The sequence below is a fragment of the Mesorhizobium sp. B2-4-12 genome (assembly GCF_006441575.1).
GTDB lineage: Bacteria > Pseudomonadota > Alphaproteobacteria > Rhizobiales > Rhizobiaceae > Mesorhizobium.
On the sequence record NZ_VFVC01000010.1, the window covers coordinates 1 to 18,397 of the forward strand.

The window sequence follows — 18,397 nt, forward strand, 5'->3', positions numbered from 1 at the left end:
CGCCGACCAAATCCTCGCGTCGGTCAAGCGCTTCTGCCAGAAGACAATGAACCGAACTTCAGATTCAGGTGACTAGGCGGGCGAGTCGTACCAGCCGCGCGCATGTTGCCTGTCGGGAAACTCGATTATGATGAGGTTGCCCGGCCAGTCGTTCTCGACCACCTCCACATCGCCGCCATGGATCAGGAACCGGCCGCCGAAAGGCTCCAGCGTGGCATCGATCCTGTGCAGATACTCGGCGATCTGCGGCCCCATCTTGACTTGGCGCATATGGGCAACAGCATAGGCGGTCATGACATAACTCCCTCTGGTCGAGGCCAGCGACCGGCCTCGCAAGGACCAATCTGCCCCAACATCGACGGCGAAGCGATTACCTCTGACGTCATGGAGAATAGAGGCGATCCGCGACAGGCAGCGACATCTTCGTATCGGCGGTTCGCAAACATGCCGAGCGGCGATGGTGTTGCACTTGAAGCGCTCGGCACGGAATTCATCACTCCTCATGGGTTGAGCCTCGGTGCGATGGGGTGACATGGGCGGCTGGTTTTTGTACCCTTCGAACGAATATGATGAAGGTCACGGAAAGGGACATCCGATCCATTCGACCATCCTGAAGATCGAAGGAACAGACAGGACGCGCATTTTTGCGCTGGAACCGGCTGACGCGGCATGACCGGGAAGATGGAGTGCTCTCCCCTCATTACGGTCATCACGCCGACCCACAACCGGCGCGAAACGGTGTTGCACGCCGTGGAGAGCGTGCTTTCCCAGAGCATGCCGAGGCTTGAGCATATCGTCGTCGACGATGGTTCCACCGATGGCACGGAGGAGGCGCTGGCCCGCATCAGCGATCCGCGGCTGATCTATGTCGGCGCGAAATGGCGAGGCGCCAACGCCGCGAGGAATGCTGGAATCGAGCGTGCGCGGGCACCGGTGGTGACATTCCTTGATTCCGACGACGTCTACCTGCCGCATCGGCTTGCGCGCACCCTGGCCCGATTCGATGAAGATCCGGCGCTCGAAGTGCTGATCAGCTCATATGTTTCCGTGAAGAGCGGCCGCGCCACCAACTGCGTCAACCCCGAGGCCTTCGTGAGCCCCATGATGCTCGAGCGGACGCTCGTGGCGCAGACGATCTTCCTCGCCGGTTCCGCGATAACCGCCCGCCGCGAGGCCTTGCTGGCAATCGGCGGCTATGACAGCGACATCACCCGGATGCAGGACCGGGAATTGCTGCTGCGCTTGGCGCGGCGGTGCGGCGCGCAATTGTCCGGGGATATCGACTGGACGAAATACAATTCGCAGAATTCGATTTCGCGCCGTCGCGGCGGCTATGTCGAAGCCTATGCGAACCTGATGGACAAGCATCCGTATATCGCCCACGCCTATCCGCACATCCCGCCCTACATGGTTTCGCGGCAGATCATTGCCGATATTCTCAGGGGCCGGATACCGGAGGCATTCGAGGGCTACATGGCCAACCGCTCGTCGAAGGCGCTTGGCTATTCGCTGCCGGAACTGATCAACGGTTATGTCTGTGGCCGGCGCTGGCGCCGCGATCTCTACAATGAGTTTCGCGACACCTTTGGCGCCCGGCCTGCCTGATTGCCTCTCGCCCAAAACGACCAGCGGACTTTGGGGCAACGACATGCACAAGGAGTCCCCGCGAACCTACCGGTCAAGGTCCGAAAGCAGTCTACTTCTTGCGGCGGGTGGCGACAGGCGGCGGTTCGATGGCGCCAGCCCTGACGCGGGCAGGCTTCAGCGCAGGCGCGCCGGAATCCTTCACAATTGCCAAGCCGCGCGGAAAGAACTGATTGTTGTGCTGGCCGCGCCCGATGTTAAGGATGGCCGCTTCCGGCAAATGCTTTTCCAGCACCGACAACACCCGCCTCAGCGTGGGGCCATCGAACGCGTCCATCGCTTCGTCAATGATGACCCATTTCGGTTTGCGCAAGGCGAGCCTTGCGAAGGCAAGCGAACGCTGTTCGTCATCGCCCAGCTCACGCTCCCAGCGGGCCGACCGATCCAGCGAAGACGACAGTCGTCCGAGACCGACTTCGGCAAGCACCGCCGAAATTTCGGCATCGCTGGCCGGAGCAACCCCGTTCGGATGATCGAGGACCTCGCGCAGCGTGCCGGCCGGAAAATACGGGACGCGCGGCACAAAGATGGGGGCTTCTCCCGCCGGCATGCCGATCTTCCCGCTTCCCCAAGGCCACAGGCCGGCAATGGCACGGAAGAACAGCGTCTTGCCGGCGCCCGGCTCGCCGGTGATCATCACACGTTCGCCGGTACGGATTTCGACATGCTGGTCGGCAAGCTTGGCGCATCCTTCCGGCGAGGCCACCTGGAGATTCTCGAAAGTCATGCTGCCATTCGCGTTCTCACTGAAGGTGATGCGTTTTTCCGTGCCATGCAGCGCATCGGTCTCGACGAGCGCGATGCGGAAGTCGGCGACACGCATCAGCGTGGCGCGCCAATCCGCGATGCTGCCGATGTTGTTGATGAACCAGCGCAATGAGGAGTGGACCTGGTTGAAGGCGCCTACCGCCATCATCAGCCCGCCGAAGCTGATATCGCCCGAAAAATAGACCGGTGAGGCGACGAGGATCGGCGCCACCAAGGTAATCCAGCCATAGGTGTCGGTCACCCAGGACAGGTTGATCTGGGCGGTATAGATGCGCCGCATGGCGCCCAGCACCGTGCCAAGGTCGAGTTCGAGCCGCCGCTTGGCGTCGGCCTCGCCATGGTACAGCGCAATGGCATCGACATTCTCGTTGACGCGCACCATCGAGGAGCGCAGCTCCGCTTCCCTTGTGTACCGGTCGCTGTTGAGATGGATCAGCGGTCGCCCGACCAGCCAGCTCAGCCAGGAGGCGGTGCCGGCATAGAGGAACGCGGCCCAGACCATGTAGCCCGGTATGGCCAGCGACCAGCCGTTGACGTGAAACACAAAGCCCGAAGACAGCTCCCACAGCACGCCAACGAAAGACACGAGCAGGATGAGCGACTGCAGCAGGCCGACGCCGAGATCCGTCGACAGGTCGGAAAGATGCGCCGCATCCTGCTGCATGCGCTGGTCGGGATTGACCCCGATGGCGCCGGCATTGGCCAGCCGGAAGGCGCGCGCCGGCCGCATCCACTGGTCGATCAGGTCCAGCGTCAGCGCCTCGCGCAGCCTCAGCCGGATCATCTGGTTGAGCCACGTCTGGCCGATATTGAACACCAGAAGCCCGCCAGCGATCATTGCGAAGACAAGAAGCTGGTGCAGAAAGGCCGCCATGTCCCTGCGCGCCAGCGCGTCGTAGAAGGGCTGGTTCCAGCGGTTGAGCAGGACCTGGCCAACCGACGTCGCGATGATGACGGCCATGATGCCGACCGAAATCCACAGCAACCACTCGCGAACCGGCGATCCCACCAGCGCCTGCTTGATCGTCATCACCTGGTCCCGCAGGCTGCTGGTTTCGACGGCCGCAACCACCGGCCGGGAGTGGACAGCGTTGTCTGGTTGATCAGCCATACCCAATGTCCTTGCGTTCAGAAGCGACGCTGAAACCAGATGAAGAAAACCGAAGGCATCCGAATATCAACCAGGCTGCGCGTTGACCACGACAGATAGGCCGGGAAAGGTCGCGCGGCGCGCGTTTCTACCATGATCACGAGGGTTTCACCCGGCGAGCCGGCGAGGCCGCACCCTCCGCGCCGGCCCGGCGGCCAAGCCGCGTCGCACCATGCGGCGACAGCACCGGCACGAAGACGCGGCGAGATGCGCGCTGGACCACCGGGACACCCTGATAGAGCCGCTTCTGCGCCTCGACGACGATGACGCCGGAAAAGATCGGCCACAGCCGCCGGCCGACGCGCTCCAGCACATTGTGGAAGCGCATCATGAAGTGCCGCCGCGACGGCGGGAAGAACAGCGCATCCGACCAGGCCGCTGGCGTGAAATTCGCCTCACGGAGCAATTCCGTCAGCTGGCCTCGTGAGAAAGGCCGTCCATTGCCGAACGGCGTATGCTCGAAGCGCGCCCAGACACCGCGCCGGTTGGGTACGACGATGACGACGCGGCCCGCCGGCGACAGCACCCGCCAGATCTCATTCAGCGTCTCGCGCGGATTTTCGACATGTTCGAGCGAATGGACGAGCAGCATGCGGTCGATGCAGGAATCGACCAGCGGCAGTTCCTCGTCGAAGACCAGGGCCGTCGCCGTCGGCCCCATCGCCGGCCAGACCACGGCGCCCTGCGTCGCCGGCATGAAGGCGAAGACCCGTTCGGCATCGACGCCGAAACGCTCCAGCCAGGGCAAGGTATAGCCGAGGCCGACCAGCCGTTCATTGGGCACGGCGGCCCATATGGACGACAGCGCCATGGTGATCGAGCGCTCGGCGAACCGGCCGAGCGTTGTCGAATAGAAGGAGCGAAGATCGACGATGTCGGAATGCATTTCAGGGATGTAGCCGTGATATCGGCCGGATTCAACAAAAGGTCCCGAGGCGTCTGGGATCGCGGATTTTGTTCGGTGCTTCCCACATGACATCGGCGCGCCGGCGCCCTATGTCTGCGGCAACAAAATGGAGAGATGCGATGGCGGTCGAAATCGAACAGTTCATGTGCCGCACCGACAATTTTGGCGTTCTGGTGCATGATCCCGAAAGCGGACAGACAGCGATCATCGACGCGCCCGAAGAAGCGCCGATCCTGGCAGCGATCAAGCGCACCGGCTGGACGCCCACCATGATCCTGACCACGCATCATCATCTCGACCACGTCGAGGCCAATCTGGCGCTGAAGGAGCGCTTCAAGCTGCGCATCGTCGGCCCGGAGGCGGAAAAAGCCAAGATTCCCGGCATCGACGAAACGGTCGAAGAGGGTTCCGTGATTCATCTCGGCGATGAACGCATCGACGTGATCGCCACCCCCGGCCACACCGCCGGCCACGTCTCCTATCATCTGCCGGCATCGACGGTGGCGTTCACAGCCGACACGCTGTTTGCGCTGGGTTGCGGGCGGTTGTTCGAATGCAAGCCGCCGGTGATGTACGAATCGCTAAAGAAACTTGCCGCACTTCCTGCTGCCACAACAATCTATTGCGGCCACGAATACACGCTCGCCAACGCCCGTTTCGCGCTGACCATCGACCCGACCAATTCGGCTTTGAAGGAGCGCGCCGCCAGGATCGAGGCGCTGCGCGTCGACAACAAGCCGACGCTGCCGACCACGATCGGCGAGGAACTGTCGACCAATCCTTTCCTGCGCTGGCACGATCCGGCGATTCGCAAGCATCTCGGTATGGAAAGGGCTGGAGATGCCGAGGTGTTCGCCGAGATCCGCAAGCGCAAGGACAATTTCTGAGCGCCGTGCTATGCATGCCGCCCAAAAGTGACCTGGTTTTGGGAAACGACATGCATAAAAAACAAGGACCTAAAACGCGCCGCATCGATCCGTTTCAACGCGACGCGCTTTAGCCTTCGACAGATGAACAGCTCAGCGGAAATCATCGCGACGCTCGGACTGAAGCCGCATCCCGAGGGTGGCTGGTATACGCAGACCTTTCGCGATGAAGCCGGCGGCACGCGCGGCCATTCGACCGCCATTTATTTCCTGCTGGAGCAGCATCAGGTTTCGGCCTGGCACCGGGTCAAGGACGCCGCCGAGGTCTGGCATTTCCATGCCGGTGCGCCGCTGGCATTGTCGATGTGGGAAGAAGGCAGTGCCCTGATCGAGCAGGTTCTCGGCATCGACCTCGCGGCGGGCGAACGGCCGCAGATCGTCGTGCCGGCGGGCTGGTGGCAATCGGCGCGCAGCTTGGGCGAATGGACCCTGGTTGGCTGCACGGTCGCGCCGGGCTTTGATTTCGCCGCCTTCGAACTGGCTGAACCGGGCTGGCAGCCGACGCGCCTTTAGCCCAGCAGGAACCCGAGTGTGATTGCGAGCTGGGCGGCATAGTACAAGGCCCATACCGCAAAACGCATCCACGCCCGATGCGGCGAGATGGCCGCCACCAGGAATTTTTCCGTGGCGAGCAGCCCGTCCGATGCCATGAACAGCACGGCGCCGCCAATCACCCAGGCGTTGCCTGTCGTCAGCGCCGCCATGCCCATCGCCAGGATTGCCACGACACAGACGGCGATCGGAAGACGCAGGCCGGGACCGACGCGGCGCCAGAGCGCGGCCAGCATGACGATCGCGAACACCGCCATTGCCAGTGCGGTCGCGCCCCGCCAGGATTCGGCGCCAAGCACATCCAGCCCGCCGCCGCTGCGCAGGAACAGCACGATGTAGATGATGTGGGCGGCGAGAAAACTCGCCAACCCGCCGAGAAACGGCTTTTCGCCATCGCGCGACAGGAAGGCATCGCCCACCGCGCTGAGCGCAAGGGCGGCGACCAGCATCAGCGGGCCGCCCTGCATTGCGGCGAGCACGGCAAGCATGGCGACGGCGAGCGTCTTTGCCGCCGAGCGGGCGAGCGTCGGCGACGTGCCTGATGTGAAGGCGTAGATCACCGCCGCCACCAGCGAGAAGATCAGCGTCGCATTGGCATTGGCGTCGATGCCGCCGGCAAACGGCATGATCATGCCCGGGCTCCGCCTTCGGATGCGCCAGTTCCGCTCTCGGATGCCTTGGCTCCGCTCTCGGCCGCCGCCGACTTGCGCAGGAACAGCGATTTTGCCGCCAGGGCCGCGCCACCGGTGATGAGCACGCAGGCGGCGAGGATGCGCAGCGACGGCTCGGCGACGCCGGCCGCGATCAGCACCAGCGTCGACAGCAGCGGCGCCGCATAGCTTGCCGCACCCAGCACCTGGATGTTGCCGCGCTTGACGCCGATGTCCCAGGCGTAGAAGGCCGCGCCCACCGGCATTAGGCCGAGCCCAAGCACGGCCAGCCACTGGCCGGCGCCGTCCGGCAGCACCGTCTGTTCCAGCGCCAGATGGCAGACGAGCGACAGTACGGCGGTCGCCGCGCAGAACCAGGTGACGATGCTGGTCGGCACCGACGGAAAGCGCCGCGACAGGAGCGAATAGGACGACCACAGCACCGCGCAGACGGCGGCCATGGCATAGCCGAAGCTGTAGCGCGCATCGAAGGCGAGGCCGCCGCCCTTGGTGACGATGAGCACCGTGCCGGCAAGGCCGAGCAGCGCGCCGACGACATGGTTCCAGGCCAGTTTCTCGCCCGGCATCAGCGCCGAACCGAGCACGATAAGCAGCGGCCACAGATAGGCGATCAGGCTTGCCTCCACCGCCGGCGCGTTACGCAGCGCGGTGAAATAGAAGAAGTGGTAGCCGAACAGGCCGGCAATGCCGACCAGCCAGACCTGCGGCGGGATCTTCCGGCTCTTGTCGGCGGCTGGCATGAACAGCCGCGCGACAAGCCCGACCCCGGTGCCGATGGAGAATGTGATCGCCGACAGAAGAAACGGCGGCACCTTGCCGGACGCGTCGGTAAGCAACGCCAGCAGGGCCCACATGGCGACCGCCGAAAAACCGATCAGTGTAGCGCGCGCCATTCCGTCTCCCGTGGCGCGCCCTCTTCTATCCTGAGAGCGTGCCTATTGTACCGCTTCGAAACGCCTGGCGCTGATGGTCAAGGTGCCGATCTGCGTTCCAACCGTGGCGTGGATCGGCGCATATACCCCGGTTTGGCCGAGTGGCGCAAACGTCACCATCATCCGGCTCTTATCCTTGAGATAGTTGAGCGCCTTGCGACCCTTGCGGTAGCCTGCCACCGGCTGGAAACCCATTCGGCAGGTAACGGTATCGCCCTTGTAGCCCGGCACCGAGATCGTTCCTTTCGAAGCATAGCTCAGCGTCAGATTGGCGCGCATCTCGCCGTCGTAAAGCCTCACGGTGCGGCCGCAGACCTTGTCGAGACTGTCGGCATGGATGACGGTCGCGGCCATCGGATCCAGCACCGATGCCAGGTCGCCGGCGCCGAGCGGCACCCAGTTGTTGGGGTCGCGCTTGCCCGGCGCCGGGATGACCTGCGTCGAGGTCACATTGCCATTGGCAAAGCGGATGTCGATCGATGACGCCTTCTTACCCGAAGTGTAGTCGGCGCGGAACGCCTGCGGCACCATCTTCTGGCCCGAAATCGTGCCTTTGGACGAGATCGTGCCGCGCGTGTCGTCGAACAGCCTGGCGAGACCCGCCGCCGAGACGCTGCCGTTGATCGAATAGACGCCGTTCTCATAGCGGCTGGAAAAGGTCGATTTCGCAATCGACAGGCCGAGAAATGAGACCGTGTACTCGCCCTTGAAAGATTGCGGCGAACCGGCGGACGCAGCCGATGGCAAGGCGATGGCAAGCATGGCGGCAAGGGCGGAAGTCGAACGAAGCATGGCAGGATCGGTCCTCGATCTTTTCGGCCGGAGGCGGGCAACCCGGCTTGGCATGTCCCTATGGAACGGCTTATAGGGTGAATTCCGGCCTTAATGTGAAATGCATGCCGCTTGCGCGCAGGACCGGAGCTTGACGCATTGGCGAAATGCAACTATGGAACGCCAACTTTTTCCATAAGGCCGCCTGACCAGAACCGCGCGCCACCCGGCGTGGGCACAAAGGTTTGGCAGGTCACGAGAGAACTGAAGGTTAAAACCATGTCCCGCACCTGCGAACTCACTGCCAAGGCAGTCCAGACCGGCAACAATGTGAGCCACGCCAACAACAAGACCAAGCGTCGCTTCCTGCCGAACCTCGTCAACGTGACGCTGATCTCGGAAGCGCTGAACCAGAATGTGCGCCTGCGCATCTCGGCCAATGCGCTGCGTTCGGTCGAACATCGCGGCGGCCTCGATGCCTTCCTGGCCAAGGCCGACGTCAAGGAACTCTCGCAGCGCGCGCGCCTCTTGAAGAAGCAGATCGCCAAGAAGATCGCCGAGCAGGCTGCTGCTTAATTCGTCTTTCAGGCGGGGGACGACCGCCCGGCCAACCACTTGTTGGCCTTGAACATCGGATCGCAGCCGCGTAGCGGTTGACGGATTCGATGCTCGAACAAAGCGAGCGTGATCCGGTCTTTCGGCAAAACGCTCCGCTGGTTCCATTACCCAGGATAAAAAAATGCCTTCCTTTTCGCGATACCTGCCCTTCGTGGCCGCCATGGCGCTTGTCGTCGTGGCTTCCAACATCCTTGTGCAATTCCCCATGCAAGGCCGGATCGGCGGTTTGTCGCTGGCCGACCTGCTCACCTGGGGTGCCTTCACCTATCCCTTCTCCTTCCTGGTCACCGACCTTGCCAACCGCCGCTACGGACCCGCCGTGGCGCGCAGGATCGTCTTTGTCGGCTTCATGACGGCGGTGGTCTGCTCCATCCTCGTGCCGCCCTTCCTGTTCCGCCACGGCTTCATCGAATTCGAGACCGCGGCCGACCGGCTGGTGCGCATCGCGGCCGCTTCCGGCGCCGCGTTCCTGACCGCGCAATTGCTCGATGTGACCGTGTTCAACCGGCTGCGTCGGCAGAGCTGGTGGCGGGCGCCAACCGTCGGCACGCTGGTCGGCTCGGTGTTCGACACCATGGTCTTCTTCACCGTCGCGTTCTCGGCCGCTTTCGCTTTTACCGGCCCCAACGACAGCTTTGCGCTCGAAACGGCGCCGCTGATGGGTGTCTTCCATGTCGAGGCCATGCGCTGGGTTTCCTGGGCGCTCGGCGACCTCAGCGTGAAGCTGATCATCGCCGTGGTCGCGCTCATCCCCTACCGGCTGCTCGCCGCCCGCTGGAGCCAGCCGGCCGTCGCGGTGGTCTAGGCGTGATCCCTTGGGTCCAGCTCGATTCGGCAAAAACGCCGGACGGCGGACAGGAATTGCGGCTGAAACGGCGCGGTTCCGAATTCTCGATCATGCTCGGCACCAACGAGCTGATGAACAGCCGGCTGAGCGGCTCCGAGGAGGCGTTGGCAAAACTCTCCTGCTCCAGGATTGCCGGTCATCGGCGGCCGCGAATCCTGATCGGCGGACTTGGCATGGGGTTTACCTTGCGCGCCGCGCTTGCCGAACTGCCCGATGACGCCGTAATCGTCGTCGCGGAACTGGTGCCGGCTGTCGTCGCCTGGGCGCGCGGCCCGATGGCCGAGGTGTTTGGTGGCTGCCTGGACGATCCCCGAGTGACCATCCGCGAGTGCGATGTCGGGCAGGAGATACGATCCGGTGCCTGGGATGCCATCCTGCTCGATGTCGACAACGGCCCCGAAGGCATCGTCCACAGGAGCAATGATAGTCTCTATGGCGCGGCCGGCCTTGGAGCGGCACGCGCGGCGCTCAAGTCAGGCGGCGTGCTGGCAGTCTGGTCGCAAGGCCCCGACAGCGGTTTCACACGCCGGCTGAAGCAGGCCGGCTTCGCCGCCGACGAGGTCAAGACGCACGCCAACGGCAAGCGCGGCGCGCGTCATGTCATCTGGATCGCCGCCAACAGGCAGTGACCCTGACAGGACGCCTTCGTAACTCTCTTGATGAACAGTCGACCCCACTCCGTCGAGCTCCGCTCGACACCTCTCCCCCGATCGACGGGGGAGAGGAAAGGTGCGCAGCTCAGTCCTGGTGGACAATAAATTCCAGATACAGGTTGCGCTGCAGGATCGAGTGGTTGTCGTCGGAGATCAGCGACACCATCAACGCGCCGTCATCGCGGGTCCAGACATCGAGCCCTTCCATATTGTCGATCTGGTAGCCCATGTCGGCCTCCAGCAGCACCGGCCCGTCGGCGACGGCACCCTTCTCGACGCTCTCGCCGTGGATGCGTCGCAGACGCATCCTGAGGCCGCCCTCCATCGTGAAACTGCGCTCCAGCAGCAAAAGGTCGCCATCCGGCAGGAAGGCGCCATCGGTGATGTCGAAATCGCCGTTGCGCTTGACGGTGAAGACGCCCTTATGCGGCCCTTCGATGATGGCGGCATAGATGTTGCCTGATTTGTCGAGGCTTTTCTCAGAGACCACGACCAGACCACCCTGGTGTTGGCCGTTGGCATTGGCATGAGCGACGGCCTCGAAGCCGCGGTTCTGCCGCAACTCCTGCCCCGGAACCAAGAAATCCAGCTGTTTGAATGGCGCCTTCATATCGCCGGGATCGATGTTGAACTGGGCGACGCGGTGATTGCGCTCGAAACCGACAGTGGCGACGCCGTCCTTGACCGCGAGACCTTCGGCATCGACTTCCGATTTCTCGTCGACAGGCTGGCCGTTCTGGTCGACCATCTGCTGCATGCGGAAGTTCTGGATGCCCACGGGCCGCCTGTCGGCGTCGCGGGCCACCGTACCGAAGAACCAGTAGCCGGTATCGGCCACGCCGATGAAATCGCCGCCCGCTTTCAGGAAACGAAGAGCCGACAGCCCTCCGAAATCGCGCGATGGCGAGGTCATCTCCAGTCCGCCGACGAATTCGAGCGGACCGAACTGTTTCTCGTCATGTCCTATTCTGAACTGGCTTATTGGTCTTGCCGAGACCTCGACCGAAGCCGGCCCGCTGGCATTGGCCGGCGAAAAGACCACACTGGCGAGCGCGCAAGCGGCGAAAACCGTTTGCCGAAAGCCGCCCTGCGAAAGGATCATCCGGCGCGCCGGATGCCGCCGCGCCGCGTGTCGCGCGCGCTTTCCTCGGCAAACAGCGAGGCCAGTTGCTCGGTCATGGCGCCGGCGAGTTCCTCGGCATCGACGATGGTGACGGCGCGCCTGTAGTAGCGCGTGACGTCATGGCCGATGCCGATGGCCAAAAGCTCCACCGGCGAGCGCGTCTCGATCAGTTCAATGACGGCGCGCAGATGGCGTTCGAGATAATTGCCCGGATTGACCGACAGCGTCGAATCGTCGACCGGCGCGCCATCCGAGATCATCATCAGGATCTTGCGCTGTTCGGGCCGGGCGATCAGGCGGTTGTGTGCCCACAGCAGCGCCTCGCCGTCGATGTTTTCCTTGAGCAGGCCTTCGCGCATCATCAGGCCGAGATTGCGCCGCGCCCGCCGCCACGGATGGTCGGCGGATTTGTAGATGATGTGGCGCAGATCGTTAAGCCGGCCCGGGTTGGGGGGCTTACCGTCCTTCAGCCACTTCTCGCGCGCCTGTCCGCCCTTCCATGCCCGTGTGGTGAACCCAAGGATCTCGACCGAGACGCCGCAGCGTTCCAGCGTGCGCGCCAGGATGTCGGCGCAGGTCGCGGCAACCGTGATAGGCCTGCCGCGCATGGAGCCCGAATTGTCGAGCACCAGCGTCACCACCGTGTCGCGGAACTTGGTGTCGCGCTCCTGCTTGAAGGACAGCGGCTGCATCGGATCGATGACGACGCGCACCAGCCGCGCCGGGTCGAGATAGCCTTCTTCCAGGTCGAAATCCCACGACCGGTTCTGCTGCGCCATCAGGCGGCGTTGCAGGCGGTTGGCGAGCCGGCCGACGACGCCGGACAGATTGGCGAGCTGCTTGTCGAGGAATGCGCGCAACCGGTCGAGCTCTTCCTCTTCGCAAAGCTCCTCGGCGCCGACCGTCTCGTCGAAAGCGGTGGTGAAGACCTTGTAGTCGATTTCCTTTGGCAGGTTGGTGAAGGGATTGTCGTTGCGCCGCGCCTCGCCAGGCGTCTCGGCATCGGCATCGTCATCGTCCGACAGATCGTCGGCGGTGGCGTCGGAGGCTTCCGTCTCGGCCGACTGCTCGTCGTCGGCGGACGCCTCGGCGTCCTCGGATTGCGACTGCTCGGAGCCGGAATCGTCCTCGCCGCCCTCCTCGCTCTGCTCCTCGCCTTGCGGCTGGTTGTCATCATTGTCCTCGGAGTCTTCCGTCTCCTGGTCGTCGCCGAGTTCCTCGGCCATTTCCATGGAGGCGAGCATGTCGCGCACGACGCGGGCAAAGGCCTGCTGGTCGTCGAGCTTGGCCGAAAGCCCGTCGAGGTCGGCGCTTGCCTTCTCCTCGACCCAGGGCCGCCAGAGTTCGACCAGCCGCTCGCCGCTCTTCGGAATGGCGCGGCCGGTCAGCTTCTCGCGCACCATGAGCGCAAGCGCTTCCTCGATCGGCGCGTCAGCCTTGTCCTTGACGTCGACGAGGTTGGCCTTGGCGTATTTGTCTTCCAGCATCGAGCCGATATTGTCGGCGACGCCCTGCATGGCGCGGCTGCCGATCGCCTCGACGCGGGCCTGTTCGACCGCGTCATAGACGGCACGGGCTGCCTTGCCTTCCGGCGCCAGCCTGGTGTGGATGCGGACATCATGGCAGGCGCGCTTCAGCGCCATGGAATCACCGAGCCCGCGGGTGATGGCGATATCGGTCTTTGACGCCTTCTTCGGCAGCTCTGGCAAACGCGCGCGGCTGCCGGCCAGCGCCGGCCTGTCCTTGGCGAAGCTGACTTCCATGTCCTTGTCGCCGGCAATGGCGCGCATGCAGACGGTGACGGCGCGCTTGAAGCTGTCGGCTTCAGACCCCGTCTTCGACTTGTTGCGCGTGTTGTCGCCTGGACCCGCCATCGAGGCTCTGCTTAGCCCAGCACCACGTTGGCGGCACTCTCCGGTAGATCCTCGCCAAAGGCGCGCTGGTAGAACTCGGCAACCACCGAGCGCTCGAGCTCATCGCACTTGTTGAGGAAGGTCAGCCGGAACGCCATGCCGATATTGCCGAAGATCTCGGCATTCTCGGCCCAGGTGATCACGGTGCGTGGGCTCATCACGGTCGACAAATCGCCATTGATGAAGGCCGAGCGCGTCATGTCGGCGACGCGCACCATCTTGTTGACGATGTCCTTGCCCTTGCCGTCGCGATAGTGCTTGGCCTTGGCCAGCACGATGTTCACTTCATTGTCGTGCGGCAGGTAGTTCAGCGTGGTGACGATCGACCAGCGGTCCATCTGTGCCTGGTTGATCTGCTGCGTGCCGTGATAGAGGCCGGTGGTGTCGCCTAGGCCGACCGTATTGGCGGTCGAAAACAGCCGGAACGCCGGATGGGGACGGATGACCCGGCTCTGGTCGAGCAGCGTCAGCCGGCCCGACGATTCCAGCACGCGCTGGATGACGAACATCACGTCCGGGCGGCCGGCGTCATATTCGTCGAAGCAGAGCGCGACATTGTGCTGGTAGGCCCAAGGCAGGATGCCGTCGCGGAACTCGGTGACCTGCAGCCCGTCCTTGACGACGATCGCGTCCTTGCCGACGAGATCGATACGGCTGACGTGGCTGTCGAGGTTGACGCGCACGCAGGGCCAGTTGAGGCGCGCCGCGACCTGCTCGATATGGGTCGATTTGCCGGTGCCGTGATAGCCCGAGACCATGACGCGGCGGTTATAGGCAAAGCCGGCGAGGATCGCCAAGGTCGTCGCCTTGTCGAACAGATAGTCGGGATCGACATCGGGCACATGCTCGCTGGTGACCGAATAGGCCGGTACCACCATCTTGGAGTCGAAGCCGAATTTCTCCTTCACCGACACCGTCGTGTCGGGCAGGTTGGCAATGTCGCGATCGACCTTGTTCATATCTCTCAACGTCTCCACGGGCGAAACGTCCCGTTTCGCCGGCAATCGATTTTGTTCGGGGGCGGTCTTAGAGCCTTTTCCACCCTTATGAAAGTTGGAAAACGACACAAACCATAGGGTCGCTCAGCACAGGCCCGCCTGTTTGAGCACGCGATAGGCTTGCAGCACATCGCGGAACCGGTCTTCCGAACCTCTGTCGCCGCCATTCGCATCCGGATGGTGACGCTTCACCAGTTCCTTATAGCGCGCCTTGATATCCTTGCCAGTCGCCTTTGTATCAAGGCCAAGCGTTTCCAGCGCCTTGGCCTCAAGCGGCTTGGCCTTGCGCTCGCGCGCCTCGCGCGGATCCTTCGGTCCCTTGAACAGGTCGAACGGGTCGCGCATGCGGTTGTAGTAGCCGGCGCGGCCGGAGCGCATCTGCGCCATATCGGGCGACGAACGCGTCGAGGCGCCGTTGATGCCCATCTTCCAGGTCGGCCGGTGACCGGTCATCGCCTCCTTCTGGAAGCGCGCCACCTCGGTGTCCGGCACACCGGAGAAGTAGTTGAAGCCCTTGTTGTACTCGCGCACATGGTCGAAGCAGAAGCGGAAATACTCGCCCTCCTTCATGCGCCCGACCGGCGCGCGATGGGTACCCGGCTCCTTGCAGCCATCCCATTGGCAGATCGGCGAGTGCGACTTCACCTCCGCGTCCTTCTCCGGGCGGATGCGAATCTTCTCGAAATATTTGGGATACGGCTTCATCTCACCCATTTATGGGGCGTTCGCAGATGCGAAACAAGAATTGACATTTTCGCGATCATCGCCCTAACCGCTGAATCGCGGCTTAAAAGCGGACGAACGATCCATTTTGTTCGAACGATCTATTTGTTGAAGCGTTGCAGCGGCCCCAGGCTGACGCACCAGCCAAATGGTGAAGGGAGATGGCGATGTCCATACAGGCGATCATGGAAGACAAGCTCAACAAGGCATTTTCGCCCGAGCGGCTGATCATCATCAACGAAAGCCACCTCCATGCCGGCCATCACCATCATGGCTCCGACCATCACGGTGCCTATGACGGTACCGGCGAGACGCATTTTCGCGTCCGCGTCGTCGCGTCCGCCTTTGCCGGCATGAGCCGCATCGACCGCCACCGCGCCGTCAACGAACTGCTTGCCGACGAATTGAAGGCCGGTGTGCATGCGCTGGCAATCGAACCGGCGGCTCCCGGCGAAAAGACCCGCTGGTAGGTCGTTCAGCCGGCGAGCTACGGCTCGCCTTTCGCAAACGTTCAGATCACCGCTTCGATGAGGAACGGACCGCGCCGCGACAAGGCGCTGTCCAGCAGCGCGTCGAATCGCTCGCATGTGTCGGCGCGCGCCGCCTCCACGCCCATGCCTTTGGCCAGCGAAACCCAATCCAGCGCGGGCTGGTCGAGGTCGAGCATGCGCTTGGCGTTCTCGCCGATGGCATTCACGCCGACATTGCGCATCTCGCCGTGCAGGATCGCATAGGTGCGGTTGGAGAAGATGATCGTCACCACGTCGAGGTTTTCCCGCGCCTGCGTCCACAGGCCCTGCACCGTGTACATGCCGCTGCCATCGGCCTCCAGATTGATCACCTTGCGGTCGGGACAGGCGATCGCGGCTCCGGTTGCCATCGGAATGCCGCCGCCGATCGATCCGCCCGTGCCCATCATGTAGTCGTGCGGCGCCGCGAAGGCCGACAGCGCGAAGAAACGGCGCGCCGAGGTGACCGCCTCATCGCAGACGATCGCGTTGTCAGGCAGCTTGCGCGCCACCGACAGCGCGATGGCATCATCCGTCAGGCTGCCGCTCGGGGTTGCCTCCTCAGGAAAGGCGGTCGCGGACATCATCTGCCGCGACGGCTTGACACCGAGCTCATCGCGGAGCGCCTCCAGCGCCGCTTGCAGGTCATCGCCATGGGCGGCAAGTGTCATCACCTGGCAGTCTTCCCTGACAAGCCGTCCGGGCTTTCCCGGATAGGCGAAGAAGGCGACCGGCTCTCGCGCGCCGACCAGCACCAGCACGTCGATATCCCTGAGCAACACCGTCGCCGCATCGATTGGATAGGGAATGCGTGTCGGCGCCACGCGCCCGCGCCCACGTTGCATCCGCGCGATCAGCACCTCGCTGAACAGACGGACATCGCTGGCGGCTGATATCTGGCCGGCGATCTCGAGCCCATCGGCCCGTGCGGCCCGCCCGCGAACGACCATGCCGACGCGGCCTGGAGCGCTCCGGATCGCAGCGGCGACCTTGCGCACGGCGTCCATGCCGACGGCAGGCGGCGGCGGAAGGACGACCTTGCCCGACGAGGCCATCGCAGCGTCGCCCCAGGCAGCATCAGCCGGCAGGATCAGCGTCGTGACGCCCGGCGGCGTGAGCGAGGCGCGAAAGGCCGCCTCCGTCGCCGGCTGAACATCGGCCGGCCCCTCGATGCGGCGAACCCATTTGGACATCGGCGCCGCAAGGCCTTCGATATCACTGGTGAGCGGTGCGTCGAGCGGCAGGTGATAGGAGGCATGGTCACCGACGATGTTGATCATCGGGCTGAACGCACGCCGGGCATTGTGCATATTGGCCAGCCCATTGGCGAGACCCGGGCCGGTGTGCAGCAGCGTCGCTGCGGGACGATCGGTCATGCGCGCATAGCCGTCGGCGGCACCGGTCACGACGCCCTCGAACAGGCCGAGCACGCAGCGCATTTCAGGCTTGCGGTCGAGCGCGGCCACAAAATGCATCTCGGAGGTGCCGGGATTGGCGAAGCAGACCGTCACATCATTGGCCAGCAGCACATCGCACAGGACAGCGGCACCGTTCATGCAATTTTCTCCCGCTCACGATCGAGGAGCAATTCCGGGAAAAGCGTGAATCGGTTTTCCGTCCGGAGTTGCGTCAAGACAAACAGATAGCGCAATTGCACCCACGGACGTCCGCGCGGCAATATCCCGCCGCCGCTTTTGGCATGATCCAGTGACAGAGGGGGCGGACGGAAATCGGCAGGGATCAGCCGACCGTCGATTTCAGGAACGCCAGCGCGGCGGCGGTCAACGCGTCGCCGTCTTCGCCGAAATCGCGGTTGATCGACAAATGCGTGTAGGCGCTGCCGTCGAACAGCGTCACTTGCGTGCCCGTGGCGCGCAGGCGCTCGGCGAAAGCCTTGGAGTCCTGGCGACGACCCTCGGCGCGGGAATAGGCGATGAAGGTCGGCGGATGCTTGCGGCCGTCGACATAGCTGGCCGGCGACAATGCCGCCCATTGCGAGGGATCGGAAAAAACCCGCGCATAGGCCCGCACCATGCCGCCGTTTTTCTCGAGTGCTGCAAGGTCATAGGCCCTGGTGTCGTCGAGGATGAGCGCCGCCACGCCAGGCAATCCGCCGCGCATGCCGGTCAAGGCAATCAGATGGCAGCCGGCCGAATGACCCATACCGACGATGCGGCTGGGATCGCCGCCAAGCCGGGCGATGTTGGCCCTGACATAGGCATAGGCCCTTTCGACGTCGCCGGCCTGGGTCGCGACATCGGCTTGCGGCAGCATGCGGTAGTCGATCGAGACGAAGCAGAACCCATTGGCGAGCAGGAAGGCCGGCTTGGCGTTCACCTGCGTACGTTTGCCGAACTGCCAGGTGCCGCCATGGACGAAAAAGACGACCGGCAAGCCCCTGGCGCCATCGGGCGCATAGATGTCGAGCTTGGCCGGCCCGTAGTCGAAGGTCCTTGGCACCGGGCCGCGCAAGGCGGCCGACCCGCGCCGTGGCAGCATCGTCGCCATCGAAGCCAGGACAAATCTTCGTCGGTCAATCATTGTGCTCCCGCCATCTCTCCTGTTCCATGGCGAGCGTCCAACGCATGGGCAGCATCCCCGGTTTCATGTGCAGTGCACGTACTCCCGTTGATGTGAAGGGAACAACAATGCGTTCCGACAGTTGAATAGGTAAGTGGCCGTTCGACAGCCA

The 18,397-nt window shown here is 63.6% G+C and carries 18 protein-coding genes and 1 pseudogene; 7 read left to right on the top strand and 12 right to left on the bottom strand.

Annotated features, from left to right (window positions below; genetic code table 11):
- Nucleotides 1-75: 75 nt before the first annotated feature.
- A pseudogene (locus tag FJ934_RS08390) lies at nt 76-294 on the bottom strand (DUF1330 domain-containing protein); the annotation flags it as partial.
- A 375-nt stretch (nt 295-669) separates the two neighbouring features.
- On the opposite strand from FJ934_RS08390, the gene FJ934_RS08395 reads away from it, so the two are divergent.
- Nucleotides 670-1,605, top strand: coding sequence for a glycosyltransferase family A protein (locus FJ934_RS08395; RefSeq protein ID WP_140608654.1), 936 nt, complete (start codon nt 670-672; stop codon nt 1,603-1,605).
- A gap of 91 nt (nt 1,606-1,696) precedes the next feature.
- Here FJ934_RS08395 and FJ934_RS08400 read toward each other — a convergent pair whose 3' ends face one another.
- A complete protein-coding gene (locus tag FJ934_RS08400; protein ID WP_140608656.1) occupies nt 1,697-3,523 on the bottom strand; it encodes an ABC transporter ATP-binding protein/permease in 1,827 nt (608 codons plus the stop codon).
- A 136-nt stretch (nt 3,524-3,659) separates the two neighbouring features.
- Complete coding sequence (locus tag FJ934_RS08405) at nt 3,660-4,448, bottom strand: methyltransferase domain-containing protein (RefSeq protein ID WP_140608658.1); 789 nt, start codon at nt 4,446-4,448, stop codon at nt 3,660-3,662.
- Between the two features lie 140 nt (nt 4,449-4,588).
- Here FJ934_RS08405 and gloB point away from each other — a divergent pair, with 140 nt between their 5' ends.
- A complete protein-coding gene (gene gloB / locus FJ934_RS08410) occupies nt 4,589-5,356 on the top strand; it encodes a hydroxyacylglutathione hydrolase (protein WP_140608660.1) in 768 nt (255 codons plus the stop codon).
- Nucleotides 5,357-5,479: 123 nt separating this feature from the next.
- The gene (locus tag FJ934_RS08415) at nt 5,480-5,908 is read left to right on the top strand and encodes a cupin domain-containing protein (RefSeq protein ID WP_140608662.1); all 429 of its coding nucleotides are present in this window, start codon (nt 5,480-5,482) and stop codon (nt 5,906-5,908) included.
- On the opposite strand, the gene FJ934_RS08420 is transcribed toward FJ934_RS08415, so the two are convergent.
- From FJ934_RS08420 to FJ934_RS08430, 3 genes are read right to left on the bottom strand one after another with little or no spacing between them, the layout of a single operon-like run.
- Nucleotides 5,905-6,579, bottom strand: coding sequence for a lysoplasmalogenase (locus FJ934_RS08420; protein WP_140608664.1), 675 nt, complete (start codon nt 6,577-6,579; stop codon nt 5,905-5,907). The two genes, FJ934_RS08415 and FJ934_RS08420, sit on opposite strands and share 4 nt — an antisense overlap.
- Nucleotides 6,576-7,511, bottom strand: a complete 936-nt coding sequence (locus tag FJ934_RS08425; protein ID WP_140608666.1) for an EamA family transporter — start codon at nt 7,509-7,511, stop codon at nt 6,576-6,578. Before FJ934_RS08425 ends, FJ934_RS08420 begins: the two co-directional genes overlap by 4 nt.
- Before the next feature lie 42 nt (nt 7,512-7,553).
- On the bottom strand, nt 7,554-8,342 hold the full coding sequence (locus FJ934_RS08430; protein ID WP_140608668.1) for a DUF3108 domain-containing protein: 789 nt from the start codon (nt 8,340-8,342) through the stop codon (nt 7,554-7,556).
- Between the two features lie 258 nt (nt 8,343-8,600).
- Between FJ934_RS08430 and rpmB the strand changes: the two genes are divergently transcribed.
- The 3 genes from rpmB to FJ934_RS08445 all read left to right on the top strand — a co-directional run bounded on the left by rpmB (nt 8,601) and on the right by FJ934_RS08445 (nt 10,415).
- Nucleotides 8,601-8,897, top strand: a complete 297-nt coding sequence (gene rpmB / locus FJ934_RS08435; protein ID WP_140608670.1) for a 50S ribosomal protein L28 — start codon at nt 8,601-8,603, stop codon at nt 8,895-8,897.
- 163 nt (nt 8,898-9,060) lie between these two features.
- Nucleotides 9,061-9,744 carry a queuosine precursor transporter gene (locus tag FJ934_RS08440; protein ID WP_140608672.1) on the top strand — a complete coding sequence of 228 codons (684 nt, stop codon included), beginning with the start codon at nt 9,061-9,063 and terminating at the stop codon, nt 9,742-9,744.
- Nucleotides 9,745-9,746: 2 nt separating this feature from the next.
- On the top strand, nt 9,747-10,415 hold the full coding sequence (locus FJ934_RS08445) for a hypothetical protein (protein ID WP_140608674.1): 669 nt from the start codon (nt 9,747-9,749) through the stop codon (nt 10,413-10,415).
- A gap of 109 nt (nt 10,416-10,524) precedes the next feature.
- Here FJ934_RS08445 and FJ934_RS08450 read toward each other — a convergent pair whose 3' ends face one another.
- From FJ934_RS08450 to FJ934_RS08465, 4 genes are all read right to left on the bottom strand, one after another.
- Nucleotides 10,525-11,541, bottom strand: a complete 1,017-nt coding sequence (locus tag FJ934_RS08450; RefSeq protein WP_140608675.1) for an esterase-like activity of phytase family protein — start codon at nt 11,539-11,541, stop codon at nt 10,525-10,527.
- Entirely contained in the window at nt 11,538-13,436 is a 1,899-nt protein-coding gene (cobT, locus tag FJ934_RS08455) for a cobaltochelatase subunit CobT (protein WP_140608677.1), read from the bottom strand. The genes FJ934_RS08450 and cobT overlap by 4 nt, the downstream gene beginning before the upstream one ends.
- Nucleotides 13,437-13,447: 11 nt before the next feature.
- Nucleotides 13,448-14,434, bottom strand: a complete 987-nt coding sequence (cobS, locus tag FJ934_RS08460; protein WP_056576002.1) for a cobaltochelatase subunit CobS — start codon at nt 14,432-14,434, stop codon at nt 13,448-13,450.
- A gap of 123 nt (nt 14,435-14,557) precedes the next feature.
- Nucleotides 14,558-15,187: a J domain-containing protein gene (locus FJ934_RS08465; protein WP_140608679.1), complete on the bottom strand. Its 630-nt coding sequence runs from the start codon at nt 15,185-15,187 to the stop codon at nt 14,558-14,560.
- 176 nt (nt 15,188-15,363) lie between these two features.
- Between FJ934_RS08465 and FJ934_RS08470 the strand changes: the two genes are divergently transcribed.
- Nucleotides 15,364-15,666: a BolA family protein gene (locus FJ934_RS08470; protein ID WP_140608681.1), complete on the top strand. Its 303-nt coding sequence runs from the start codon at nt 15,364-15,366 to the stop codon at nt 15,664-15,666.
- A gap of 41 nt (nt 15,667-15,707) precedes the next feature.
- Here the strand turns inward: FJ934_RS08470 and FJ934_RS08475 are convergent, their stop codons facing one another.
- Both FJ934_RS08475 and FJ934_RS08480 read right to left on the bottom strand, forming a co-directional pair.
- Nucleotides 15,708-17,261 carry an acetolactate synthase large subunit gene (locus FJ934_RS08475; RefSeq protein WP_140608683.1) on the bottom strand — a complete coding sequence of 518 codons (1,554 nt, stop codon included), beginning with the start codon at nt 17,259-17,261 and terminating at the stop codon, nt 15,708-15,710.
- A 184-nt stretch (nt 17,262-17,445) separates the two neighbouring features.
- Nucleotides 17,446-18,246, bottom strand: a complete 801-nt coding sequence (locus tag FJ934_RS08480) for an alpha/beta hydrolase (RefSeq protein ID WP_140608685.1) — start codon at nt 18,244-18,246, stop codon at nt 17,446-17,448.
- Between the last annotated feature and the right edge of the window lie 151 nt (nt 18,247-18,397).